This is a genomic window from Rhodopseudomonas palustris, assembly GCF_003226555.1.
GTDB lineage: Bacteria > Pseudomonadota > Alphaproteobacteria > Rhizobiales > Xanthobacteraceae > Rhodopseudomonas > Rhodopseudomonas palustris_I.
The window spans coordinates 37890-57291 of the sequence record NZ_QKQS01000013.1 but is presented as its reverse complement, the minus strand read 5'-3'; the positions used below and the strand labels follow the sequence as shown (position 1 = coordinate 57291).

The 19402-nt window shown below is 65.5% G+C and carries 18 protein-coding genes; 6 read left to right on the top strand and 12 right to left on the bottom strand.

Features of this window, described 5'->3' with window-relative positions:
* Positions 1 to 546 precede the first annotated feature (546 nt).
* Genes DNX69_RS07985 through DNX69_RS07975 form a run of 3 tightly spaced genes read left to right on the top strand, consistent with a single transcriptional unit; the run spans position 547 to position 5166 of the window.
* On the top strand, positions 547 to 1566 hold the full coding sequence (locus DNX69_RS07985) for a TRAP transporter substrate-binding protein (protein ID WP_110785487.1): 1020 nt from the start codon (positions 547 to 549) through the stop codon (positions 1564 to 1566).
* Positions 1567 to 1578: 12 nt separating this feature from the next.
* On the top strand, positions 1579 to 3462 hold the full coding sequence (locus DNX69_RS07980) for a TRAP transporter large permease subunit (RefSeq protein ID WP_110785486.1): 1884 nt from the start codon (positions 1579 to 1581) through the stop codon (positions 3460 to 3462).
* 54 nt (positions 3463 to 3516) lie between these two features.
* A complete protein-coding gene (locus DNX69_RS07975) occupies positions 3517 to 5166 on the top strand; it encodes an acyl-CoA synthetase (protein ID WP_110785485.1) in 1650 nt (549 codons plus the stop codon).
* A 177-nt stretch (positions 5167 to 5343) separates the two neighbouring features.
* Here DNX69_RS07975 and DNX69_RS07970 read toward each other — a convergent pair whose 3' ends face one another.
* The 6 genes from DNX69_RS07970 to DNX69_RS07945 form a co-directional block, all read right to left on the bottom strand.
* Positions 5344 to 6144, bottom strand: a complete 801-nt coding sequence (locus tag DNX69_RS07970) for an MBL fold metallo-hydrolase (protein WP_110785484.1) — start codon at positions 6142 to 6144, stop codon at positions 5344 to 5346.
* Between the two features lie 23 nt (positions 6145 to 6167).
* Positions 6168 to 6959 carry a TatD family hydrolase gene (locus tag DNX69_RS07965; RefSeq protein ID WP_110785483.1) on the bottom strand — a complete coding sequence of 264 codons (792 nt, stop codon included), beginning with the start codon at positions 6957 to 6959 and terminating at the stop codon, positions 6168 to 6170.
* A gap of 3 nt (positions 6960 to 6962) precedes the next feature.
* Positions 6963 to 8507 (bottom strand): methionine--tRNA ligase, encoded by a 1545-nt coding sequence (metG, locus tag DNX69_RS07960; protein WP_110785482.1) that lies wholly within the window; start codon positions 8505 to 8507, stop codon positions 6963 to 6965.
* Positions 8508 to 8587: 80 nt separating this feature from the next.
* Positions 8588 to 9643 (bottom strand): DNA polymerase III subunit delta', encoded by a 1056-nt coding sequence (locus DNX69_RS07955; protein WP_110785481.1) that lies wholly within the window; start codon positions 9641 to 9643, stop codon positions 8588 to 8590.
* Positions 9640 to 10332, bottom strand: a complete 693-nt coding sequence (gene tmk, locus DNX69_RS07950) for a dTMP kinase (protein WP_110785480.1) — start codon at positions 10330 to 10332, stop codon at positions 9640 to 9642. The genes DNX69_RS07955 and tmk overlap by 4 nt, the downstream gene beginning before the upstream one ends.
* Positions 10333 to 10334: 2 nt before the next feature.
* Positions 10335 to 11576, bottom strand: coding sequence for a D-alanyl-D-alanine carboxypeptidase family protein (locus DNX69_RS07945; protein ID WP_110785479.1), 1242 nt, complete (start codon positions 11574 to 11576; stop codon positions 10335 to 10337).
* A 146-nt stretch (positions 11577 to 11722) separates the two neighbouring features.
* Between DNX69_RS07945 and DNX69_RS07940 the strand changes: the two genes are divergently transcribed.
* Positions 11723 to 12670 (top strand): alpha/beta fold hydrolase, encoded by a 948-nt coding sequence (locus tag DNX69_RS07940; protein WP_110785478.1) that lies wholly within the window; start codon positions 11723 to 11725, stop codon positions 12668 to 12670.
* Positions 12671 to 12729: 59 nt separating this feature from the next.
* Here DNX69_RS07940 and DNX69_RS07935 read toward each other — a convergent pair whose 3' ends face one another.
* Positions 12730 to 13677 carry a septal ring lytic transglycosylase RlpA family protein gene (locus DNX69_RS07935; protein ID WP_110785477.1) on the bottom strand — a complete coding sequence of 316 codons (948 nt, stop codon included), beginning with the start codon at positions 13675 to 13677 and terminating at the stop codon, positions 12730 to 12732.
* A gap of 238 nt (positions 13678 to 13915) precedes the next feature.
* Here DNX69_RS07935 and DNX69_RS07930 point away from each other — a divergent pair, with 238 nt between their 5' ends.
* Positions 13916 to 15076, top strand: a complete 1161-nt coding sequence (locus DNX69_RS07930; protein ID WP_110786019.1) for an AI-2E family transporter — start codon at positions 13916 to 13918, stop codon at positions 15074 to 15076.
* Here DNX69_RS07930 and DNX69_RS07925 read toward each other — a convergent pair.
* The 5 genes from DNX69_RS07925 to DNX69_RS07905 all read right to left on the bottom strand — a co-directional run bounded on the left by DNX69_RS07925 (position 15060) and on the right by DNX69_RS07905 (position 18509).
* Positions 15060 to 15362 carry an antibiotic biosynthesis monooxygenase family protein gene (locus tag DNX69_RS07925; RefSeq protein WP_110785476.1) on the bottom strand — a complete coding sequence of 101 codons (303 nt, stop codon included), beginning with the start codon at positions 15360 to 15362 and terminating at the stop codon, positions 15060 to 15062. The genes DNX69_RS07930 and DNX69_RS07925 overlap by 17 nt on opposite strands.
* A gap of 80 nt (positions 15363 to 15442) precedes the next feature.
* Entirely contained in the window at positions 15443 to 16678 is a 1236-nt protein-coding gene (locus DNX69_RS07920; RefSeq protein WP_110785475.1) for a GGDEF domain-containing protein, read from the bottom strand.
* A gap of 298 nt (positions 16679 to 16976) precedes the next feature.
* Positions 16977 to 17459: a 30S ribosomal protein S9 gene (gene rpsI / locus DNX69_RS07915; RefSeq protein ID WP_110785474.1), complete on the bottom strand. Its 483-nt coding sequence runs from the start codon at positions 17457 to 17459 to the stop codon at positions 16977 to 16979.
* 1 nt (position 17460) lies between these two features.
* Positions 17461 to 17925, bottom strand: coding sequence for a 50S ribosomal protein L13 (gene rplM / locus DNX69_RS07910; RefSeq protein WP_110786018.1), 465 nt, complete (start codon positions 17923 to 17925; stop codon positions 17461 to 17463).
* A gap of 155 nt (positions 17926 to 18080) precedes the next feature.
* Positions 18081 to 18509, bottom strand: coding sequence for a PaaI family thioesterase (locus DNX69_RS07905; protein WP_110785473.1), 429 nt, complete (start codon positions 18507 to 18509; stop codon positions 18081 to 18083).
* A 90-nt stretch (positions 18510 to 18599) separates the two neighbouring features.
* Here DNX69_RS07905 and DNX69_RS07900 point away from each other — a divergent pair.
* The coding region (locus tag DNX69_RS07900) for an enoyl-CoA hydratase (RefSeq protein ID WP_110786017.1) at positions 18600 to 19402 on the top strand (803 nt) is incomplete at its 3' end.

The window sequence follows — 19402 nt, the reverse complement described above, 5'->3', positions numbered from 1 at the left end:
GCCAAAGGCCCCGGTTAAGCTGATCCGCATTCGCATAAGGTATATTATGGAATATATGGATAAGCGCGATTCACCAGAGGCTTGTCTGGCATACGCAAAGTTCTGCCTGCACAGCGTCGTGGTTCGGGCGTTCTGCTTGGTCGATGCTTCGAAGCTGCGATCCTTCCAGATGTGGTCTCCGAATGATGGCCGCCGTCGCGACATCGCGGCCGTCTTGGAAGCGCGCAGTCATGCGCGCGGCTCGGCCAATGCAGCCGCCTTGTGGCAGGTTCAGCCGAGCCTCTGGCGGCTTGTGCGATGTGGTCCCAAGCCGTCCGCCGACCATCCGTCGGCCGGAGCCTGCGACGTCCGCAGGCCCGGTGCCCGACCGGTCCGTCTTGGTCCGGCGCGCCAAGCCGGCCGGCCGTGACCTTGGCCATACCGATCGCCCGGCCGTCCACTGGCGGCTCAAAACTGCTTGACCGGACCAGTCGAAATGACGACCAAAGGCGCGTCGACATTTCGGGTGCGTTCTCACAAAAAGAATACCCGTCAGGAGGAAGCGAGATGAGTTTTTCACGCAGGAGCTTGTTGAAGGCGTCGGCAGCGGCCGCCGCGATCGGCGGCATCGGTGCGCCTTGGGTGGCGCGTGCGGCCGAAGCCGAGTTCAAATACAAATACGCCAACAACCTGCCCGACACCCATCCGCTCAACGTTCGCGCCCGCGAGATGTCGGCGGCGATCAAGGCCGAGACCAACGGCCGCGTCCAGATCGACGTTTTCCCGAACAACCAGCTCGGCTCCGACACCGACATGCTGAGCCAGATTCGCGCCGGTGGCGTCGAGTTTTTCACGCTGTCGGGCCTGATCCTGTCGACCCTGGTGCCGGCCGCATCGATCAACGGCATCGGCTTCGCGTTCCCGGACTATGAAACGGTCTGGAAGGCTATGGATGGCGAGCTCGGCGCTCATGTCCGCGGCGAGATCCAGAAGGCCGGCCTGATGGTGATGGACAAGATCTGGGACAACGGCTTCCGCCAGACCACCTCCTCGACCAAGCCGATCAACGGCCCGGACGACTTCAAGGGCTTCAAGATCCGCGTGCCGGTGTCGCCGCTGTGGACCTCGATGTTCAAGGCGTTCGATGCGGCGCCCGCCTCGATCAATTTCAGCGAAGTCTATTCAGCGCTGCAGACGAAGGTGGTCGAGGGCCAGGAGAATCCGCTGGCGCTGATCTCGACCGCCAAGCTGTACGAAGTGCAGAAGTACTGCTCGCTGACCAACCACATGTGGGACGGATTCTGGTTCCTGGCCAACCGCCGCGCCTGGGAAAAGCTGCCGGTCGACGTGCGCGCGATCGTCGCCAAGAACATCAACGCCGCCGCGGTGAAGGAACGCGAAGACACCGCCAAGCTCAACACCACCGTCAAGGAAGAGCTGACCGCCAAGGGCCTGATCTTCAATCAGCCCACGGTGCTGCCGTTCCGCGACAAGCTGCGCAGCGCCGGCTTCTACGCCGAATGGAAAGGCAAATACGGCGATCAGGCGTGGTCGCTGCTCGAAAAATCCGTCGGCAAGCTGGCGTAACGGCTGGCCGCGATGGCGAACGCCGACGCTTCACAGCTCACCGCAGGTGAACGGCTCCACGCGCCGCAGCGCAAGACGCTGATCGGCGCGCTGGAGGCCGGTCTCGGCCTGTTGGTCGAGATTCCGGCCGCCGTTCTGGTAGTGGTCGAGATCGTCGTGCTGTTCGCCGGCGTGGTATCTCGCTACGTCTTCCACAGTCCGCTGATCTGGTCCGACGAGCTGGCGTCGATCCTGTTCCTGTGGCTGGCGATGCTCGGCGCGGCGGTCGCGTTCCGCCGCGGCGAGCACATGCGGATGACCGCGATGGTGGCGGGGGCCTCCCCGCGCCTGCGTGCCTGGCTCGATCTGGTCGGCATCTGCGCGGCGCTGGCGTTCCTGCTGCTGATCGCCGCGCCAGCCTACGAATACGCCTACGAAGAGAGCTACATCACCACGCCGGCGCTGTCGCTCGCCAACAGCTGGCGCGCCGCGGCGCTGCCGGTCGGCATCCTGCTGATGGCGCTGTTCGCCCTGTTTCGACTGATCCGGTTCGGCGATCTCAAGCTGGTCTTCGGCGCGGCACTGACGGTCGCGCTGCTGATCGGCGCGTTCTGGCTGGCGCAGCCGCTGTTCAAGCCGCTCGGCAATCTCAATCTGGTGATCTTCTTCGTCGGCGTGGTCGCGTCTTGCGTGTTCGCCGGCGTGCCGATCGCGTTCGGATTTGGCCTGGCGATCTACGGCTATCTGGCGCTGACCACCACGACGCCGCTGCTGATCCTGGTCGGCCGAATGGACGAGGGCATGAGCCACCTCATCCTGCTGTCGGTGCCGCTGTTCGTGTTCCTCGGTCTGCTGATCGAGATGACCGGCATGGCGCGGGCGATGGTGGCGTTTCTCGCCAGCCTGCTCGGCCATGTCCGCGGCGGCCTGCACTACGTGCTGGTCGGCGCCATGTATCTGGTGTCCGGCATTTCCGGCTCCAAGGCCGCCGATATGGCGGCGGTGGCGCCGGTGCTGTTTCCGGAGATGAAGCAGCGCGGCGCCAAGCCGGGCGATCTGGTCGCCCTGCTCTCCGCCACCGGCGCCCAGACCGAAACCATTCCGCCGAGCCTCGTGCTGATCACCATCGGCTCGGTGACCGGCGTGTCGATCTCGGCGCTGTTCACCGGCGGCCTGCTGCCCGGCGTGGTGCTGGCGATCATGCTGTGCAGTCTGGTGTGGTGGCGCTATCGCGGTGAGGATCTCAGCCATGTCACCCGCGCCAAAGGCAGCGACATCGGCAAGGCGTTCATCGTCGCCCTGCCCGCGCTGGCGCTGCCGTTCGTGATCCGCGCCGCCGTGGTCGAAGGCGTCGCCACCGCCACCGAGGTCTCGACCATCGGCATCGTCTATGCCGTGGTGGTCGGCATCCTGGTGTACCGCAAGTTCGACTGGCGGCGGCTGCGGCCGATGCTGGTCGAGACCGCGGCGCTGTCGGGTGCGATCCTACTGATCATCGGTACCGCCACCGGCATGGCCTGGGGCCTGACGCAATCCGGCTTCTCGCGCTCGCTGGCGGCGGCGATGACCGGCCTGCCCGGCGGCTCCGCCACCTTCCTGGCGGTATCGATCGTCGCCTTCGTGATCCTTGGCAGCGTGCTCGAAGGCATTCCGGCGATCGTGCTGTTCGGCCCGCTATTGTTTCCGATCGCCCGCGCCGTCGGCATCCACGAGGTGCACTACGCCATGGTGGTGATCCTGGCGATGGGCATCGGATTGTTCGCACCGCCGTTCGGTGTCGGCTATTATGCGGCCTGCGCGATCGGCCGGGTCGATCCTGCCGAGGGCATGCGCCCGATCTGGGGATATATGCTGGCGCTGCTGATCGGCTTGATCGTGGTCGCGGCGATCCCGTGGATCTCGATTGGATTCTTGTAGAGGCGCTGCGGGGGAAACGCAGCGGCGCCGTCGTGAAGTGAGAGGCAGGTCGTCATGAGCACCCCGCAAGGTCAATACAGCATCGGTCTGGACAAGACCCCGGCCAACTTCGTGCCGCTGTCACCGCTGAGCTTCCTGGAGCGCACGGCCAACGTTTATCCGGAGCTGACCTCCGTGGTGTACGAGGGGCGGCACTACACCTGGAAGGAAACCCGCGCGCGCTGCCGTCGCTTCGCATCGTGGCTGACCCGCAGCGGCATCGGCCGCGGCGACACCGTCGCGGTGATGCTGCCCAACGTGCCGGCGATGGTCGAAGTGCATTTCGCGGTGCCGATGGCCGGCGCGGTGCTGAACGCCCTCAACATCCGGCTCGATTCCGCGGCAATCGCGTTCCAGCTCGATCACGGCGGCGCCAAGATCATCCTGGTCGATCCGGAGTTTTCGAGCGTCGTCGCCGAGGCGCTGACGCTGATGACCAAGCCGAAGCCACTGGTGATCGACGTCGACGACAAGATGTATCCCGGCAGCCACCGCATCGGCGAACTCGAATACGAATACGCGGTCGCGTCCGGCGATCCGACCTTCGCCGGCCATCGTCCCGAGGACGAGTGGGACGCGATCTCGCTCGGCTACACCTCCGGCACCACCGGCAATCCGAAGGGCGTGGTGACGCATCATCGCGGCGCGTATCTCAACGCTGTCAGCAACATCCTCGCCGGCAATCTCGGCCAGCATCCGGTGTATCTGTGGACGCTGCCGATGTTCCACTGCAACGGCTGGTGCTTCCCGTGGACGCTCGCAGCGGCGGCCGGCATCAATGTTTGCCTGCGCAAGGTCGATCCGGCCAAGATCTTCGAACTGATCCCAAAGCACGGCGTCACCCACATGTGCGGCGCGCCGATCGTCTACAACGCATTGATCAATGCACCTGAAGCGCCGAAGGGCGCCGCGGCCAAACCGGTCGTCGGCCTGATCGCCGGCGCCGCGCCGCCGATGGCGGTGCTGGCCGGCGCCGAGACCATCGGCATCAAGCTGACCCACGTCTACGGCCTCACCGAAGTCTACGGCCCCGCCTCGGTCTGCGCCGAGCAGCCCGGCTGGGACGAGTTGCCGGTCGCCGAACGCGCCAAGCTGAAGCGCCGGCAGGGCGTGCCCTACCCGATGCAGGAAGCCGTCACCGTGCTCGATCCGGAGACGATGCAGGAGGTGCCGCGCGATGGCGAGACCATCGGCGAGGTCATGTTCCGCGGCAACATCGTGATGAAGGGCTATCTGAAGAACGAGAAGGCAACCAAGGAAGCGCTCGCCGGCGGCTGGTTTCACACCGGCGACCTCGGCGTGCTCGATGCCGACGGCTATGTGATCATCAAGGACCGCTCCAAGGACATCATCATCTCGGGCGGCGAGAACGTCTCGTCGGTCGAGGTCGAGGACGTGCTGTACAAGCACCCGGCGATCCTGTTCGCGGCCGTGGTCGCCAAGCCCGACCCGAAATGGGGCGAAGTCCCCTGCGCCTTCGTCGAACTGAAGGACGGCGCCAACGCCACCGAAGCCGAGATCATCGCCTACTGCCGTGAACACCTCCCCGGCTTCAAGACGCCCAAGACCATCGTGTTCTCGTCGATCCCCAAGACCTCGACCGGCAAGATCCAGAAATTCATGCTGCGCGATCAGGTGAAGTCGGCGAAGGCGATTTTGGAGTAGTTACTTCGCCCCGGTGTCATTGCGGTGGCGACCGCGATGGACGACCGACTCTCGTTTGTCATTCCGGGGCGCGCAAAGCGCGAACCCGGAATCTCAAGGTGTCGAGCAAGGCCGTGCGTGTTGCAGATTCCGGGTTCGCTCGCTGTCGCGAGCGCCCCGGAACGACCAGTTGAGAGGTCAGCCCTCGACCTCCAGCCGCATCCCGTCGAACCCCGGCACGACGCCCTCCGGCAATTCCTTGCGTAGCGTCTCGTAGTCGATGTCGGCATGCATGTTGGTGATCACGGCGCGCTTGGGCTTGAAGCGGTCGATCCACTTCAGTGCGGCTTCGATGTTGAAGTGGCTGGCGTGGTGCTTGTAGCGCAGGCCGTCGATGATCCAGAGATCGAGGCCTTCGAGCGCGCCGAAGCTCGCTGCCGGAATGTCGTGGAGGTCCGGCGTATAGGCGGCGCCGGCGATGCGATAGCCGAGCGCCGGGATGTCGCCGTGCTGGACCAGGAACGCGGTCAGCGTCAGGTCGCCGCCGGTGCCCGCGATGGTCTTGCTGTCGCCGGCTTCGATCTCGCGCGATTCCAGGATCGCCGGATAGGAGCTGCCCGGCGCCTGTTTGAAGCAGTAGGCGAAGCGGTACAGCACATGCTCGCCGGTCGACTGATTGAGATACACCGGGATGCGCCGCTTCATCGCCATCACCACCGAGCGTAGATCATCGATGCCGTGGGTCTGGTCGGCGTGCTCGTGGGTCAGGAACACCGCGTCGAGATGATCGACATCGGCACGGATCAGTTGCTCGCGCAGGTCGGGCGAGGTGTCGATCAGCACCCTGGTGATGCCGTCCGGCGTGACGCGCTCGGCCAGCAGCGAGCAGCGCAGCCGACGGTTCTTCGGGTTGGACGGGTCGGCGGCGCCCCAGCCGAGCGCCGGGCGCGGCACGCCCGCAGACGAACCCGAGCCGAGGATGGTGAGCGTCAACGTCATGCGGCGTCCCCGATTGAAAGGCGTCAGGCGGCTGCAGCCGGCGGCGGCACCTTGCCGAATAGCCGGAAGAAGTTGTCGGTGGTCTGGCGTGCGATCTCGTCGAGCGTCACGCCGCGGATCTCGGCCAGCACCTTGGCGGTCTCGACCACATAAGACGGCTCGTTGCGCTTGCCGCGATATTTGCCGGGCGCCAGATACGGCGAGTCGGTCTCGACCATGACGCGGTCCGCCGGCAGCTCAGCGGCGAGATCGCGCAACGCCTGCGACTTCTTGAAGGTGAGAATGCCGGTAAACGAGATCATCAGCCCGAGATCGATCGCCCGCATCGCAAGGTCGCGCCCGCCGGTGTAGCAATGCAGCACCGCGCGAAACGCTCCCTTCCCCATTTCGTCGTCCAGGATCTTGCCGCAATCCTCGTCCGCCTCGCGGGTGTGGATCACCAGCGGCAGGCCGGTTTCGCGCGCAGCCGCGATGTGGGCGCGGAATCCGCGCTCCTGCGCGTCGCGCGAGCCCATCTCGTAGAAGTAATCGAGCCCGGCCTCGCCGAACGCCACCACCTTCGGGTGCTTTGCCAGCTTCACCAGTTCCGCCGTGGTGATGCCGTCTTCCTCGTCCGCCTGGTGCGGATGGGTGCCGACCGAGCAATACACGTTGGGGAAACGCTCGGCGATCGCCAGCAGGTCCGGCAGCTTCTTCACCCGCGTCGAGATCGTGACCATGCGCCCGACCCCGCTCGCCTCGGCACGGGCGACGATGCCGGCGAGATCGTCGGCAAAGTCGGGGAAGTCGAGATGGCAGTGACTGTCGACCAGCATGGCTTACGCGGTCGCCGGTTCGACGTAGCGCGGGAAGATCGGCGCCGGTGCCGGCAGCTTCGTGCCGGGCACGATCCGGGTCGGCAGCGCCGCGAAGTCGCGCTGTCCCTCGGCAACGCCGAGGATGTCGAGCAGCTTGGCCGCCGAGGTCGGGATCGCCGGCTGGGCCAGGATCGCGATCTGCCGCAGCACCTCGGCGGTGACGTACAGCACCGTCTTCTGCCGCGCCGGATCGGTCTTGGCCAGCGCCCACGGCGCTTCGCCGGCGAAGTAGCGGTTGGCTTCCGCCACCACCGCCCACACCGCATTGAGCGCCTGATGGATCTGCTGGCTCGCCATCGCGGTCCGCGCCTGCGCGATCATGCCGTCGGCCATCGCCAGCATCGCCTGATCGGTCTCGCTGAACGGGCCATGCGCCGGCACCTCTCCGTCGCACTGCTTGGCCACCATGGTCAGCGAACGCTGCGCCAGATTGCCGAGGTCGTTGGCGAGGTCGGCGTTGATGCGATTGACGATCGCCTCGTGATTGTAGCTGCCGTCGGAGCCGAACGGCACCTCGCGCAGGAAGAAGTAGCGCACCTGATCGACGCCGTACTGGTCGGCGAGATTGAACGGGTCGACGATGTTGCCGACCGACTTCGACATCTTCTCGCCCTTGTTGAACAGGAAGCCGTGGGCGTAGACGCGCTTCTGAATCGGGATGCCCGCCGACATCAGGAACGCCGGCCAATACACCGCATGGAAGCGGATGATGTCCTTGCCGATGACGTGGACGTCGGCCGGCCAGTAGTGCCAGTTCTTGTCGCTCTCGTCGGGGAATCCGACACCGGTGATGTAGTTGGTCAGCGCGTCGACCCAGACATACATCACGTGCTCGGGATCGCCCGGCACCTTGACGCCCCAGTTGAACGTCGTGCGCGACACCGACAGATCCTTCAACCCGCTTTTGACGAAGCTGACCACCTCGTTGCGGCGCGCGTCGGGGCCGATGAAGTCCGGCTGCTCCTCATAGAGCTTCAGCAGTCGGTCCTGATAGGCCGACAGCTTGAAGAAGTAGCTCTTCTCCTCGACCCACTCGACAGGCGTGCCCTGCGGACCGCGGCGAACGCCATCCTCGCCGACCACAGTCTCGTCCTCAGCGTAATAGGCTTCGTCGCGGACCGAGTACCAGCCGGAATAACTGTCGAGATAGATGTCGCCGTTGGCCAGCATCCTCTTCCAGACTTCCTGGACGGACGCGTGATGCTGCTCCTCGGAGGTGCGGATGAAGCGGTCGTAGGAGATGCCGAAGCGGTCGTCCATGTCGCGGAAGCGCCCGGCATTGCGGGCGGCGAGCTCGGCCGGGGTCAGGCCTTCCTTCTGCGCGGTCTGGATCATCTTCAGGCCGTGCTCGTCGGTGCCGGTCAGGAAGAACACATCCTTGCCGTCGAGCCGCTGGAATCGGGCCAGCGCGTCGGTCGCGATCGCCTCGTAGGCGTGGCCGATATGCGGCGCGCCGTTCGGATAGGAGATCGCCGTGGTGATGTAGAATGAATTTCGCTGCGCCATCTGCGCGGACGCCTTTCAAATCTGGATCGGTTGAGCGCGGCGGCGCTGACCATGCCGGGCGATCGATCGCCGGATCGGCGTCAGCGCACCGCCTCCGCGAGAAGCCCGAACACCGAAAATACCAGCGGTTTCCGCTCGAGATTGTAGGCTTCGGTGTCGCGTGCGGCGCGGCCGATCTTTTCCCATACCTCCGCCAGCCGTGCAAGGCGCGGCAGTTCCGCGTTGGGATCAGGCGTGCGTAGCCGCGCTGCGACCCAGCGGTCGATGCCGTCGACGAACGCCTGCAACGTGGCGCGGTCGGTGCCGCCGATCGCATCGCCGAGGGCATGAAGGGCGCGGGGATCGACATTGGGCAGGCTGTCGAGCAGCGCGGTCGTGGTCTGCTGCAGGCTGAGCGCGCCGCCGCCCGTCAGCATCAGCGCACGCGAGACGCTGCCCTCGGAGGCCGCGGCCGCCTCGACGAGCTGCGGATCATTAGGGTCGAGATCGGTCGCGTCGGCGGCCGCTGCGATCACATCGGCAATCGCGAGTGGGCGCAGCATCAGCTTGCGGCAGCGCGACTGGATGGTCGGCAGCACCCGCGCCGGCGCATTCGACAGCAGCAGGAACAGCGAACGCTGCGGCGGCTCCTCGATCACCTTGAGCAACGCGTTGGCCGAGTTGGCGTTGAGGTCGTCGACGGTGTCGACGATGCACACCCGCCAGCCTTCGATCGCCGCGGTGGCACCGAAGAACGAAATCGTCTCGCGCGATTCATCGACGGTGATGACATTGCGCAGCACGCCCTTCTCGTTCGCCGAACGCTCCAGCGTCAGCAGTCCGCCATGTGCCTCGGCGGCGATATGGCGCGCCACCGGATGGTCGGCGTCGATCGCCAGCGAGGCGGCGCCCTGCACCGCGTCCGATTGCGGCTCGCGATGCGCCAGCACGAACCGCGCCATCCGGTACGCCAGCGTCGCCTTGCCGATCCCCTGGGCGCCGCCGATCAGCCAGGAATGGGCGATCCGGCCACCGCGATAGGCGTCGAGCAACGCCTGCTCGGCCGCATGATGGCCGAACAGCGTCGTGGTCTCGCGCGGATGGCGGACGGCGGACTCCTGGGCTTGAGCCTTGGTGGCAGTCTTGCGTGCGCTCATGCGGTTTTGGCTCCGGCGCGCGCGGGTTCGAGCAGCCGCAGGCGCACCGCCTCCCAGACCCGGTCGGCGACCTCCTCGGGCTCGGCATTGGCGTCGATCAGCACGCAGCGCGCCGGCTCATCCGCGGCGATCTGGCGAAACACCTCGCGCAGGCCGCGGTGGAAGTCGATCGCTTCGGATTCGAACCGGTCCGGGGTGTCGCTGCCGCGGCGGACCGCGGCGCGCGCCAGCCCGATCTCGACCGGAATATCGAGGATGACGGTGAGGTCCGGCTTCATTTCGCCGATCGTCACCTGCTGCAACGCGTCGAGCAACTCGAGGCTGACGGCGCCGAGCTTGCCCTGATAGGCGCGGGTCGAGTCGTAGAACCGGTCGCACAGCACCCATTCGCCGCGCGCCAGCGCCGGCTCGATCAGGGTGCGGACATGGTCGTCGCGGGCGGCGGCGAACAACAGTGCCTCGGCGTCTGCGCCGCCGATCAGCTTGCCGATGCCGGCCAGCAGCGCGCTGCGGATCGCCTCGGCGCCTGGCGAGCCGCCCGGCTCGCGGGTCACCAGCACGCGCAGCCGCGCTTTCTCGAGTCGCTTCGCCAGCAGCCGGATCTGGGTCGATTTGCCGGCGCCCTCGCCCCCTTCGAAGGTGATGAAGCGCCCGCGCATCGAAGACTTTATCGGTTTTCTTTGAACCATCTTCAGAGCTTTGCCATGCCGGCACGGAGCACACCGATCATCAACTCGCTGGCGCCGTCGACGGCGCGCCGCATGGTCGAGCCGACCGGATCGGCCTCGGCTGCCTTCAACGGCACCTCCACCGCGACATTGGGGCCGCGCCACACCCGGACCACGCCGATGCGCTGGCCGGCCTCGACCGGTGCCGGCACCGGCCCCTGATATACGATCCGTGCGAGCAGCTTGTCGCTGCCGTTCTTGCGTACCATCACCCGCACTGGATTGGCCGGCGTCAGCGGCACGTAGCGAGTCTGGCCGCCGAAGATCCGGGCGTAGCCGACTGTGGCGCCATCGGCGAACAGTGCGCGCGACTCGAAATTCCGGAAGCCCCATTCCAGAAGCTTCTTGGCCTCGCTGGCGCGGTCATCGGCATCCTCTAGGCCGTTGACCACGACGATCAGCCGCATTCCGTTCTGGACCGCCGAGCCGACCATGCCGTAGCCGCCTTCTTTGGTGTAGCCGGTCTTGAAGCCGTCGGCACCGGCCAGCGAATTCAAGAGCGGGTTGCGGTTGGTCTGCCGGATCTTGTTCCAGGTGAATTCCTTCTCACCGAACAGCGGGTAGAATTCCGGATAGGTCAGGATGATGTGCCGGGCGAGTTTCGCCAGTTCGCGCACGCTCATTTTGTTGTCGGGATTGGGCAGCCCGGTCGAGTTGCCGAAGGTCGACTGCGTCAGCCCGATCTGCCGGGCGCGCTCGGTCATCAGCTCGACGAACGCGGCCTCGCTGCCGGCGATGCCCTCCGCCAGCACCATGCAGGAATCGTTGCCGCTCTGGATCACTGCCCCGCGCAGCAGATTTTCGACCGAGATGCTGCTGTGGATTTCGGCGAACATCGTCGAGCCGCCGGCGGGCGCGCCGCCGTAGCGCCAGGAATTCTCGCTCACGCGGTATTCCTGGGTCGGCTGCAGTTCGCCGGTCTGGAGCAGATGGAACACCATCTCCACCGTCATCAGCTTCATCATGCTGGACGGGGCGCGCAATTCGTCGGCATTCTTCTCGAACAGCACGCTGCCGCTCTCGGCATCGAGCAGGATCGCGGTCGGCGCCTGGGTCTCGTAGCCGCCGTCGTCCTTCTTGGCGCCCTGCACGCTCTGATTGGCGGCCGTGACCGGCCCTGCCCCGAGCGTGACGGCAATCAGGCCTGCCCACAGACCGCGCCAAAGCGAACAGCGCGTGGACAGCAGCGAAGTCAGGACGGCCATCGATCGGATTTCCAAGCAGCGTTGCAGTCGTATCGGCCGAGCAACCGGCACGCCCGTTTTCGATTGTAGATACGGATGATCAATCCTACCGTGGGCGCAAGCTCGCTTCCAGATAAACTCAAAAAATCAAACAGGGCGGACACATCATGGCTTCCACACGCACGATCACGGCCAATGGCATCGAGTTGTTCCTGCGTGAACAGGGTGAAGGTCCGCTGGTGATCCTGTGTCACGGCTGGCCAGAACTGTCATATTCCTGGCGGCATCAGATCACAGCCCTAGCGGACGCCGGCTATAGGGTGGTCGCGCCGGACATGCGCGGCTTCGGCCGCTCCTCGGCGCCGCAACCGGTCGAGGCCTACAGCATCTTCGATCTGGTCGGCGACATGGTGGGCCTTGTGCGGGAGCTCGGCGAAACCCGTGCTGCGATCATCGGCCACGATTGGGGCGCGCCGGTGGCCTGGCACGCAGCGCTGTTCAGGCCGGACCTGTTCGCCGCGGTGGCAGGCCTTAGCGTGCCGCCGCCATGGCGCGGCAAGGGCCGGCCGCTGGAACTGCTGCGCGCCGCGGGCATCACCAACTTCTATTGGCAGTATTTCCAGAAGCCCGGTGTTGCTGAGACCGAGTTCGAGCGCGACGTCGCCGCGACGATGCGCGGCATGCTGTGCGGCGGGTTCGCCGATCCGGCAAGGTCACTGTTCGTTCCGGAGGGGCGCGGCTTCATCGGCCGCTCGGCAGCTACGCTGCCGCTGCCGGGATGGCTGAGCGAGGCCGAGCTCGCCTTCTTCATCGAACGGTACAAAGAAAGCGGATTCCGCGGCGGCCTTAACTGGTATCGCAACATCGACCGCAACTGGGAGCTGACCTCCCCTTGGCAGGGCGCCCAGATCCATCAGCCGTCAGCTTTCATTGCCGGCAGCAATGATCCGGTGATCTCCGACAAGATGAGCGGCAAGCATCTCGGTGCGATCGAGCGGGTGCTGCCCAATCTGAAGCACAAGTTGATCATCGACGGCGCCGGCCATTGGATCCAGCAGGAGAAGCCGGCCGAGGTCAACGCGGCGTTGATCGCGTTTTTGAAGGAGAACTATTGAGAGCGCTGCAGCTCGATAGAGCCGCTCAGGGCTGCCTGCCGATCGGTGCAGCTCGCGGGTCAGTAAAGCCCGCGGGCCGATAGCAGGTTGCCGATCTCGTCGTTGCCGCGCGACGGCGCGGTGCTGACCGGCCGGTACTCCGCTCGCGCCTCTCGTGCATCGACGTTGTAGGACACCGCGCGCGGGTTCGGCGCCAGCTCCTGGCGGTTCGATCGGGTGCTGCGCGAGGCCGAAATTTCCGAAGTTGCGGACACCGAAGCGACGTCCACCGACGTGTTGCCGAGCGAATATGGCCGGCCTTCCGGCATCGGAACATCGCCGTGAATTCGGCCACCGCCGCTGCCGGCCCCGAAGTCGGGAACGAACGGCTTGGCCGATGCGATCCGCACACCAGTCGGCGCCGGTGCCGGCTCGCCCTGGCGCAACGTCGCTATCAACTGGCGGTCGTCGGAGCCTTCGAGGGGCGCACGGCCGACATATTCGACCCGCACCCGCGCGGTGCCTTTGTGTTTGAATTCAAGAAGTTCTGCGGCTTTGTTCGAGACGTCGATGAGCCGGTTGCCGTGATACGGGCCGCGGTCGTTGATGCGCACGATCAAAGAGCGGCCGTTAGCAAGGTTGGTCACGCGGGCATAGCTCGGGATCGGTAAGGTCGGATGAGCTGCCGACAACGATGCCATGTCGAACACTTCGCCGTTGGCGGTCAGCCGGCCGTGGAAATCAGTGCCGTACCAGGATGCGAGCCCTTCGGCGCGGTAGTGCGGATTTTCCTGCGGAACGTAGGTGCGGCCGGCCACCACATAGGGCTTACCAACCCGGTAGGTGCCGCCGCCCTTGGGTACGGGTTCACCGAAACCGACCACCCGCGGGCTCGACGACACGCCGTATTTCGGATCGACCCGACTGAAGGCACCGTTCTGGGCGCAGTTTGCGAGGGCGAGGCAGGCGCTAGCGGCGAAAGCCACCCGCGCGACGCGGCCCAACGAATCTCGCTCGCGAATCCCCATAAGTCCCCAAATACCATTCTCGCGACATCGGCCCAAGATGGGACCTTCCCCGGTCGCGACTTCGACACAGCCCACTTCCGCATCGAACCATGACCATATCGCAGAGCGAACACGGCGAAAATGGGACGAACAGGCTTTGGCGAAAGTATGGTTACCAAGCGCTGATACAGGATTCGGGCGCTTGCTCAGCCGCGGCGATTCGCGGAACACTGCGCGCCGACAGTCGAAAGGACCGCATGTGACCGCTCCCCTTCCCGATCGCGTTCCGTCCCGTACCGACCTTGCCGGGGCGATCGCCCTCGGCGGCATCGCCACCGTGACCTTCGCGGCACTGCTCTATGCCGCGTGGCATTTCGCCGGCACACTGTTCCTGATCTTCGCCGGGGTCCTGTTCGGCGTGTTTCTCAACGCCCTCACCGAGCTCACCGGCAAGCTGGTCGGCGGCCCGCACGGCCTTCGGCTCGCGCTGGTCTGCGTGATCCTGAGCGGCCTGTTCTTCGGCATCGCCGTGCTCGGCGGCAACACCATCAGCCAGCAGGCCAAGGCGCTGTCCGGCACGATCAAGACCCAGATCGTCAACGTGAAAGCCCTGCTCGAGCGCAATGGCGTCGACACCAGCTTCCTCGAGCTCGGCGGCGGCAACGGCGCTGGCGCGGCGCATTCGGAGACGACACCGGTGCAGCCGCGCAACCTGCCGAGCGCCGGCGAGATCGCCTCCGGCGGCGGCGCGATCGTCAGCCAGACGCTGAAGCTGATCCTCGGCACCATCGGTGCCGTCGGCAACTTCTTCATCGTGCTGTTCCTCGGCCTCGCCTTCGCGGCGCAACCCGGCGTGTATCGCAACGGGCTGGTCAGGATGGTGCCGCGACGCCATCAACAGCAGGCCGAGGTGATCGTCGGCGACACCAGCGATATGCTGAAGCGCTGGCTGCTGGCCCAGCTCATCACCATGATCGCGGTGTTCGCGGTTACCGCGATCGGATTGTCGCTGATCGGGATTCCCGGCGCCTTCATCCTCGGCATCCAGGCCGGCCTTCTCGCCTTCATTCCGACCGTCGGGGCGATTCTCGGCGGGCTGGTGATCGTGCTCGCCGCCATCGGCTCCGGCTGGATCGCCGTGCTGAGCGCCTTCGTGCTGTTCCTCGGCGTACATGCGCTGGAGAGCTACATCCTGACGCCGCTGATTCAGCGCCAGGCGATCGACATTCCACCGGCAACGCTGTTCGCGATGCAGATCCTGCTCGGCATCGTGTTCGGGCTGTGGGGGCTGGCGCTGGCGCTCCCGCTGATGGCGATCGGCCGGGTGGTGATCGACCATCTGCGCGGCGAGGAGCCGGGGGAAACCGCCGCAGCGGCCGGCCCCTCCCCGATGGCGCTGGCGGTTACGCCTGAGACGTGAGCACCGTCTCGGTGTGTTCGACGTCGGGCGGTGCGGCGAAGAAGCTGCCGACGAGGCCGCGCCACTCGGTGAAGTTCTCCGAGCCGCGAAAGTCCACGGTGTGGTTCTCCAGCGTCTGCCACTTCACCATCAGGCGATAACGCTGCGGCTTCTCGATCGACTTGTGCAGCTCGAAGCCGCAGAACCCTTCGGAGCGGCCGAACGCCTCGCGCGCCTTGGCGACCGCGGCTTCGAAGTCCGCCTCGCTGCCGGGCTTGATGTCGATCTGTGCGATTTCGGTGATCATGTACCTGCGCCTCGTCCGTGATGGGACGAGCGTCTTATCGCAGCGGGCCGCGCAATTGAAGCCGATCCGCGATCACGGCTTCAGGCGACGGCCTGCCCGACCGAGTTGCCGCGCGCCACAACCTGGTGCTCGCGCGTCTGCGCCGCCTTGCGTCGGCTTTCCTCGAGCGACACCGGCTGCTCGGCTGTCGCCACCACTCGGTTTCGGCCGCCGCGCTTGGCCTGATACAGCGCGGTGTCGGCGGCAGCGAGCAGTACGTCGAGTTCAATCCCGGCCGGTCCGCCGGCGACGCCGATCGACACCGTGGTGGCCACCGGCGCATCGTCGACCTCGATGCCGCAATTCTGGAACGCTTCGCGCACCCGGTCGGCCGCCGTCACCGCTTCGTCGATCGGGCATGGCAGCAGTGCCGCGAACTCTTCGCCGCCGATCCGCCCCGACAGATCCGAGATCCGCAACGAGGCGGCGACGATGGTGGCGAACAGCTTCAGCACTTCGTCGCCGGCCGGATGACCGAACCGGTCGTTGATCGACTTGAAGTGGTCGATGTCGAAAATCATCGCCGACACCGGGCGGCCGGCATTGACCTCACGGTCGATCATTCGCGCGCAGGCTTCCGAGAAGCCGCGGCGGTTGAGCATCCCGGTCAGCGGATCGAGCGAGGCCGCCGTCTTGTGAATCGTCACGGTCCGTTCGGTGACCAGCATAAAAATCACGAACACGGTGCCGATGGCGTACAGCACCAGTTCGACCGCGAACAGCATCACCCAGGCATTGCCGACCAGGCCGGAATGCGGCGACGGCCAAAGATCGGCGAGCACGATCGGCAGCATCAGAACCGTGCCGTGCAGCAGCGGCACCACGATGGTCGGCCAGCGCCGCTGCATCGATTTGCGTCGTTCGGCCGAAAGCTGACTGGCTGTCAGTGCCGCATAGACGGCGACGATCGCCGCCCCGACCGTCATCCGCAGCGCTTCCTGCTCGGGCGAAAGACTGGCGACCGTTGCTGCCCAAACGAGGGCACCAAGAAACAATCCGGGCCAGCTCGGCTTCAGACCGTGGAACACCCGCGCTGCATTCCAAACCATGCCGCAGGTGATGAAGCCGACGCCGGCAAGCCCAAGCGTGACGGCTTCGCCGAACACCGGGCGGAGAACCGTCCACAACGCCACCGTGATGGCGCCGAGCAGATAAGCGTTGCCCCACCAGTTTAAGGCCGAGATTTTCTCCTGACGGCCGAAGTAGTGCAGCATGACACCGAGCAGCGCGCAGATTAGCGTCGCGACCAGGAACAGCGTCGAAATGTCGAGCGACATGGTGGGGTACTCGGTGATGGCTTTCCAGTGACGGCATTTCAACACCGCAGGCACGGCGCTGATCCCCTTGTGCGGGCGATTTGACTCCGTGTGAATTGAGATCGCGTTTGTGTAACGGGTCCGATTTGTCCGATAAGTCGCTGGAAATTTCAGACAATTTGCATGCATTGCGCGCCCTGCCGGTAACCTCGGACCGGACCGCTGGCAGCTTCCCCGCCAGTCTCCGCACGCAAAGAAAAAGGGCGCCCCGCAGCCGCAGGACGCCCTTTTTGAGAGTACCCGGAAGACCGGGGAAAGATCAGCGCTTCGAGAACTGGAAGGAGCGACGGGCCTTCGCCTTGCCGTACTTCTTACGCTCGACGACGCGGCTGTCGCGGGTCAGGAAGCCGCCCTTCTTCAGCACGCTGCGCAGCTCCGGCTCGAAATTGGTGAGCGCCTTGGAGATGCCGTGGCGGACCGCACCGGCCTGGCCGGACAAACCGCCGCCGGCAACGGTGCAGATCACGTCGTACTGGCCGGCACGAGCCGCAGCGACCAGCGGCTGCTGGATCATCATCCGCAGCACCGGGCGGGCGAAATACACTTCGACTTCGCGGGCATTGACGGTGATCTTGCCGGCGCCCGGCTTGATCCAGACGCGGGCGACCGCGTCCTTGCGCTTGCCGGTGGCGTAGGCGCGACCGAACTTGTCGACCTTCTTGGTGTAGGTCGGCGCGTCGGCGGCAGTGACGGTGGTCTTCAGCGCGGCGAGCTGATCGAGAGACTGCATTGTCTCGGACATCTTATGCGGCCCTCATGTTCTTGCGGTTCATCGCACCGATATCGAGCTTCTCGGGCTGCTGAGCTTCGTGCGGGTGTTCGGCGCCGGGATAGACGCGCAGATTGCCCATTTGCACACGTCCGAGCGGACCGCGCGGGATCATGCGCTCGATCGCCTTCTCGACCACACGCTCCGGGAAACGGCCTTCGAGGATCGCCTTGGCAGAGCGCTCCTTGATGCCGCCGATGAAGCCGGTGTGATGGTAGTAAACCTTGTTGTCGCGCTTGCGACCGGTCAGCACCACCTTCGCGGCGTTGATGATGATGACATTGTCGCCGCAGTCGACGTGCGGGGTATAGGTCGGGAGGTGCTTGCCGCGCAGCCGCATCGCGACCAGCGTGGCGAGCCGGCCGACCACGAGACCGGTGGCGTCAATAATGACCCACTTCTTCGTGACTTCGGCGGGCTTGGCCGAAAACGTCTTCATGAGAATGATCCATGACAGGGGGAATTCGGTGCGCGAAGCACCGGACTGCGGGCGCTTGTAGAGAAGCACCGCTTTCCCGTCAATCCCCTCCTTCCTGAATTTATTGCGTAATTACAGCGGGTTACAAATATGGTGCAATAGTACCTTCCAAAACATCAAGCGGTTGGAATGGAATAGGTCGACGTCACATGGGCGATCGGATCCGGCGAGGTGCCGGACAGCAGTGCCACCTCTCCGACCGCCAGCCGGCGACCGAGTTTCAACAGCTTGGCGACTGCGACCACGTCCTGGCCGGGCTGGCCTTTGCGCAGGAAGTTGATGTTGAGATTGGTGGTGACGGCGAGCGCGACCGGGCCGATCGCCGACAGCAGCACGACGTACATGGCGAAATCCGCCAGCGCCATCAGGGTCGGGCCCGACACGGTTCCGCCCGGGCGCAGCATCCGGTCGCTGTAGCGCTGCCGTAACAGAGACGTGCGACCATCGGCGGTCTCGATCGAAATGTCACCGTGGCTGAATGCCTGCGGGAACTCGCGCTGCAGAAATTCCTCGAGTTCGGCTACGCTCATTCTCGCATGTGTCATGTCGTTCCCGTCCCTGCTCTCGCTTCGCCCGGCTTGTTACAATAAGGTGACGCGCGTTCCCAGCGCTTCATTCTGTTCCCGGACGTCACCATGACCGTGTTGCCCACCTTCGCTGCGACCCAGCCTTCACCGATTCTGCTTCGCGAGACCGTCGATGGCGGTGTTGCGGTGCTGACGCTGAACCGGCCGGCCGCGCGCAACAGCCTGTCGCTGGAAATGATCGACGATCTGCACGCGGCGCTGGATCTGATCGGGCGCGACGACGGCGTGCGGGTGGTGGTAATCGCCGCCAACGGCCCGGCGTTCTGCGCGGGCCACGACCTGAAGGAGTTGACCGCGCATCGCAACGACGCCGATCGTGGCCGCGCCAGCTTCTCCCGGATCATGACCTCCTGCAGCGCGATGATGCAGGCGATCGTCAAATTGCCCAAGCCGGTGATCGCTGCGGTGCAAGGCGTCGCCACCGCGGCAGGCTGCCAGCTCGTCGCGAGCTGCGATCTCGCGATCGCGTCCGACCAGGCGACCTTCGCGACGCCGGGCGTCGATATCGGGCTGTTCTGCTCGACCCCGATGGTCGCGCTGTCGCGCAACGTGCCGCGCAAACACGCAATGCACATGCTGCTGACCGGCGAGCCGGTCCCGGCCGCCGAAGCGCGCGCCATCGGCCTGATCAACAGCGTGGTGCCGCACGGCACCGAGCGCGCCGCGGCGGTGGCGCTGGCCGAGCAGATCGCCGGCAAATCATCGCACACCATCAAGGTCGGCAAGGAGGCGTTCTACCGCCAGGCCGAACTCAACCTCGCCGATGCCTATCACTACGCCTCCCAGGTGATGGCCGAGAACATGATGGCCGCCGACGCCGAGGAAGGCATCGGCGCGTTTCTCGAGAAGCG

Excerpts from the sequence above, each read along its gene's own strand:
- DNX69_RS07970 (WP_110785484.1), bottom strand. The coding sequence starts at position 6,144 with ATGACGTTGACGCTCACCATCCTCGGCTCGGGTTCGTCTGCGGGCGTG.
- DNX69_RS07975 (WP_110785485.1), top strand. The coding sequence starts at position 3,517 with ATGAGCACCCCGCAAGGTCAATACAGCATCGGTCTGGACAAGACCCCG.
- DNX69_RS07965 (WP_110785483.1), bottom strand. The coding sequence starts at position 6,959 with ATGCTGGTCGACAGTCACTGCCATCTCGACTTCCCCGACTTTGCCGAC.
- DNX69_RS07940 (WP_110785478.1), top strand. The coding sequence starts at position 11,723 with ATGGCTTCCACACGCACGATCACGGCCAATGGCATCGAGTTGTTCCTG.
- rpsI (WP_110785474.1), bottom strand. The coding sequence starts at position 17,459 with ATGTCCGAGACAATGCAGTCTCTCGATCAGCTCGCCGCGCTGAAGACC.
- rplM (WP_110786018.1), bottom strand. The coding sequence starts at position 17,925 with ATGAAGACGTTTTCGGCCAAGCCCGCCGAAGTCACGAAGAAGTGGGTC.
- DNX69_RS07955 (WP_110785481.1), bottom strand. The coding sequence starts at position 9,643 with ATGAGCGCACGCAAGACTGCCACCAAGGCTCAAGCCCAGGAGTCCGCC.
- metG (WP_110785482.1), bottom strand. The coding sequence starts at position 8,507 with ATGGCGCAGCGAAATTCATTCTACATCACCACGGCGATCTCCTATCCG.
- DNX69_RS07905 (WP_110785473.1), bottom strand. The coding sequence starts at position 18,509 with ATGACACATGCGAGAATGAGCGTAGCCGAACTCGAGGAATTTCTGCAG.
- DNX69_RS07925 (WP_110785476.1), bottom strand. The coding sequence starts at position 15,362 with ATGATCACCGAAATCGCACAGATCGACATCAAGCCCGGCAGCGAGGCG.
- DNX69_RS07935 (WP_110785477.1), bottom strand. The coding sequence starts at position 13,677 with ATGGGGATTCGCGAGCGAGATTCGTTGGGCCGCGTCGCGCGGGTGGCT.
- DNX69_RS07945 (WP_110785479.1), bottom strand. The coding sequence starts at position 11,576 with ATGGCCGTCCTGACTTCGCTGCTGTCCACGCGCTGTTCGCTTTGGCGC.
- tmk (WP_110785480.1), bottom strand. The coding sequence starts at position 10,332 with ATGGTTCAAAGAAAACCGATAAAGTCTTCGATGCGCGGGCGCTTCATC.
- DNX69_RS07980 (WP_110785486.1), top strand. The coding sequence starts at position 1,579 with ATGGCGAACGCCGACGCTTCACAGCTCACCGCAGGTGAACGGCTCCAC.
- DNX69_RS07985 (WP_110785487.1), top strand. The coding sequence starts at position 547 with ATGAGTTTTTCACGCAGGAGCTTGTTGAAGGCGTCGGCAGCGGCCGCC.
- DNX69_RS07920 (WP_110785475.1), bottom strand. The coding sequence starts at position 16,678 with ATGTCGCTCGACATTTCGACGCTGTTCCTGGTCGCGACGCTAATCTGC.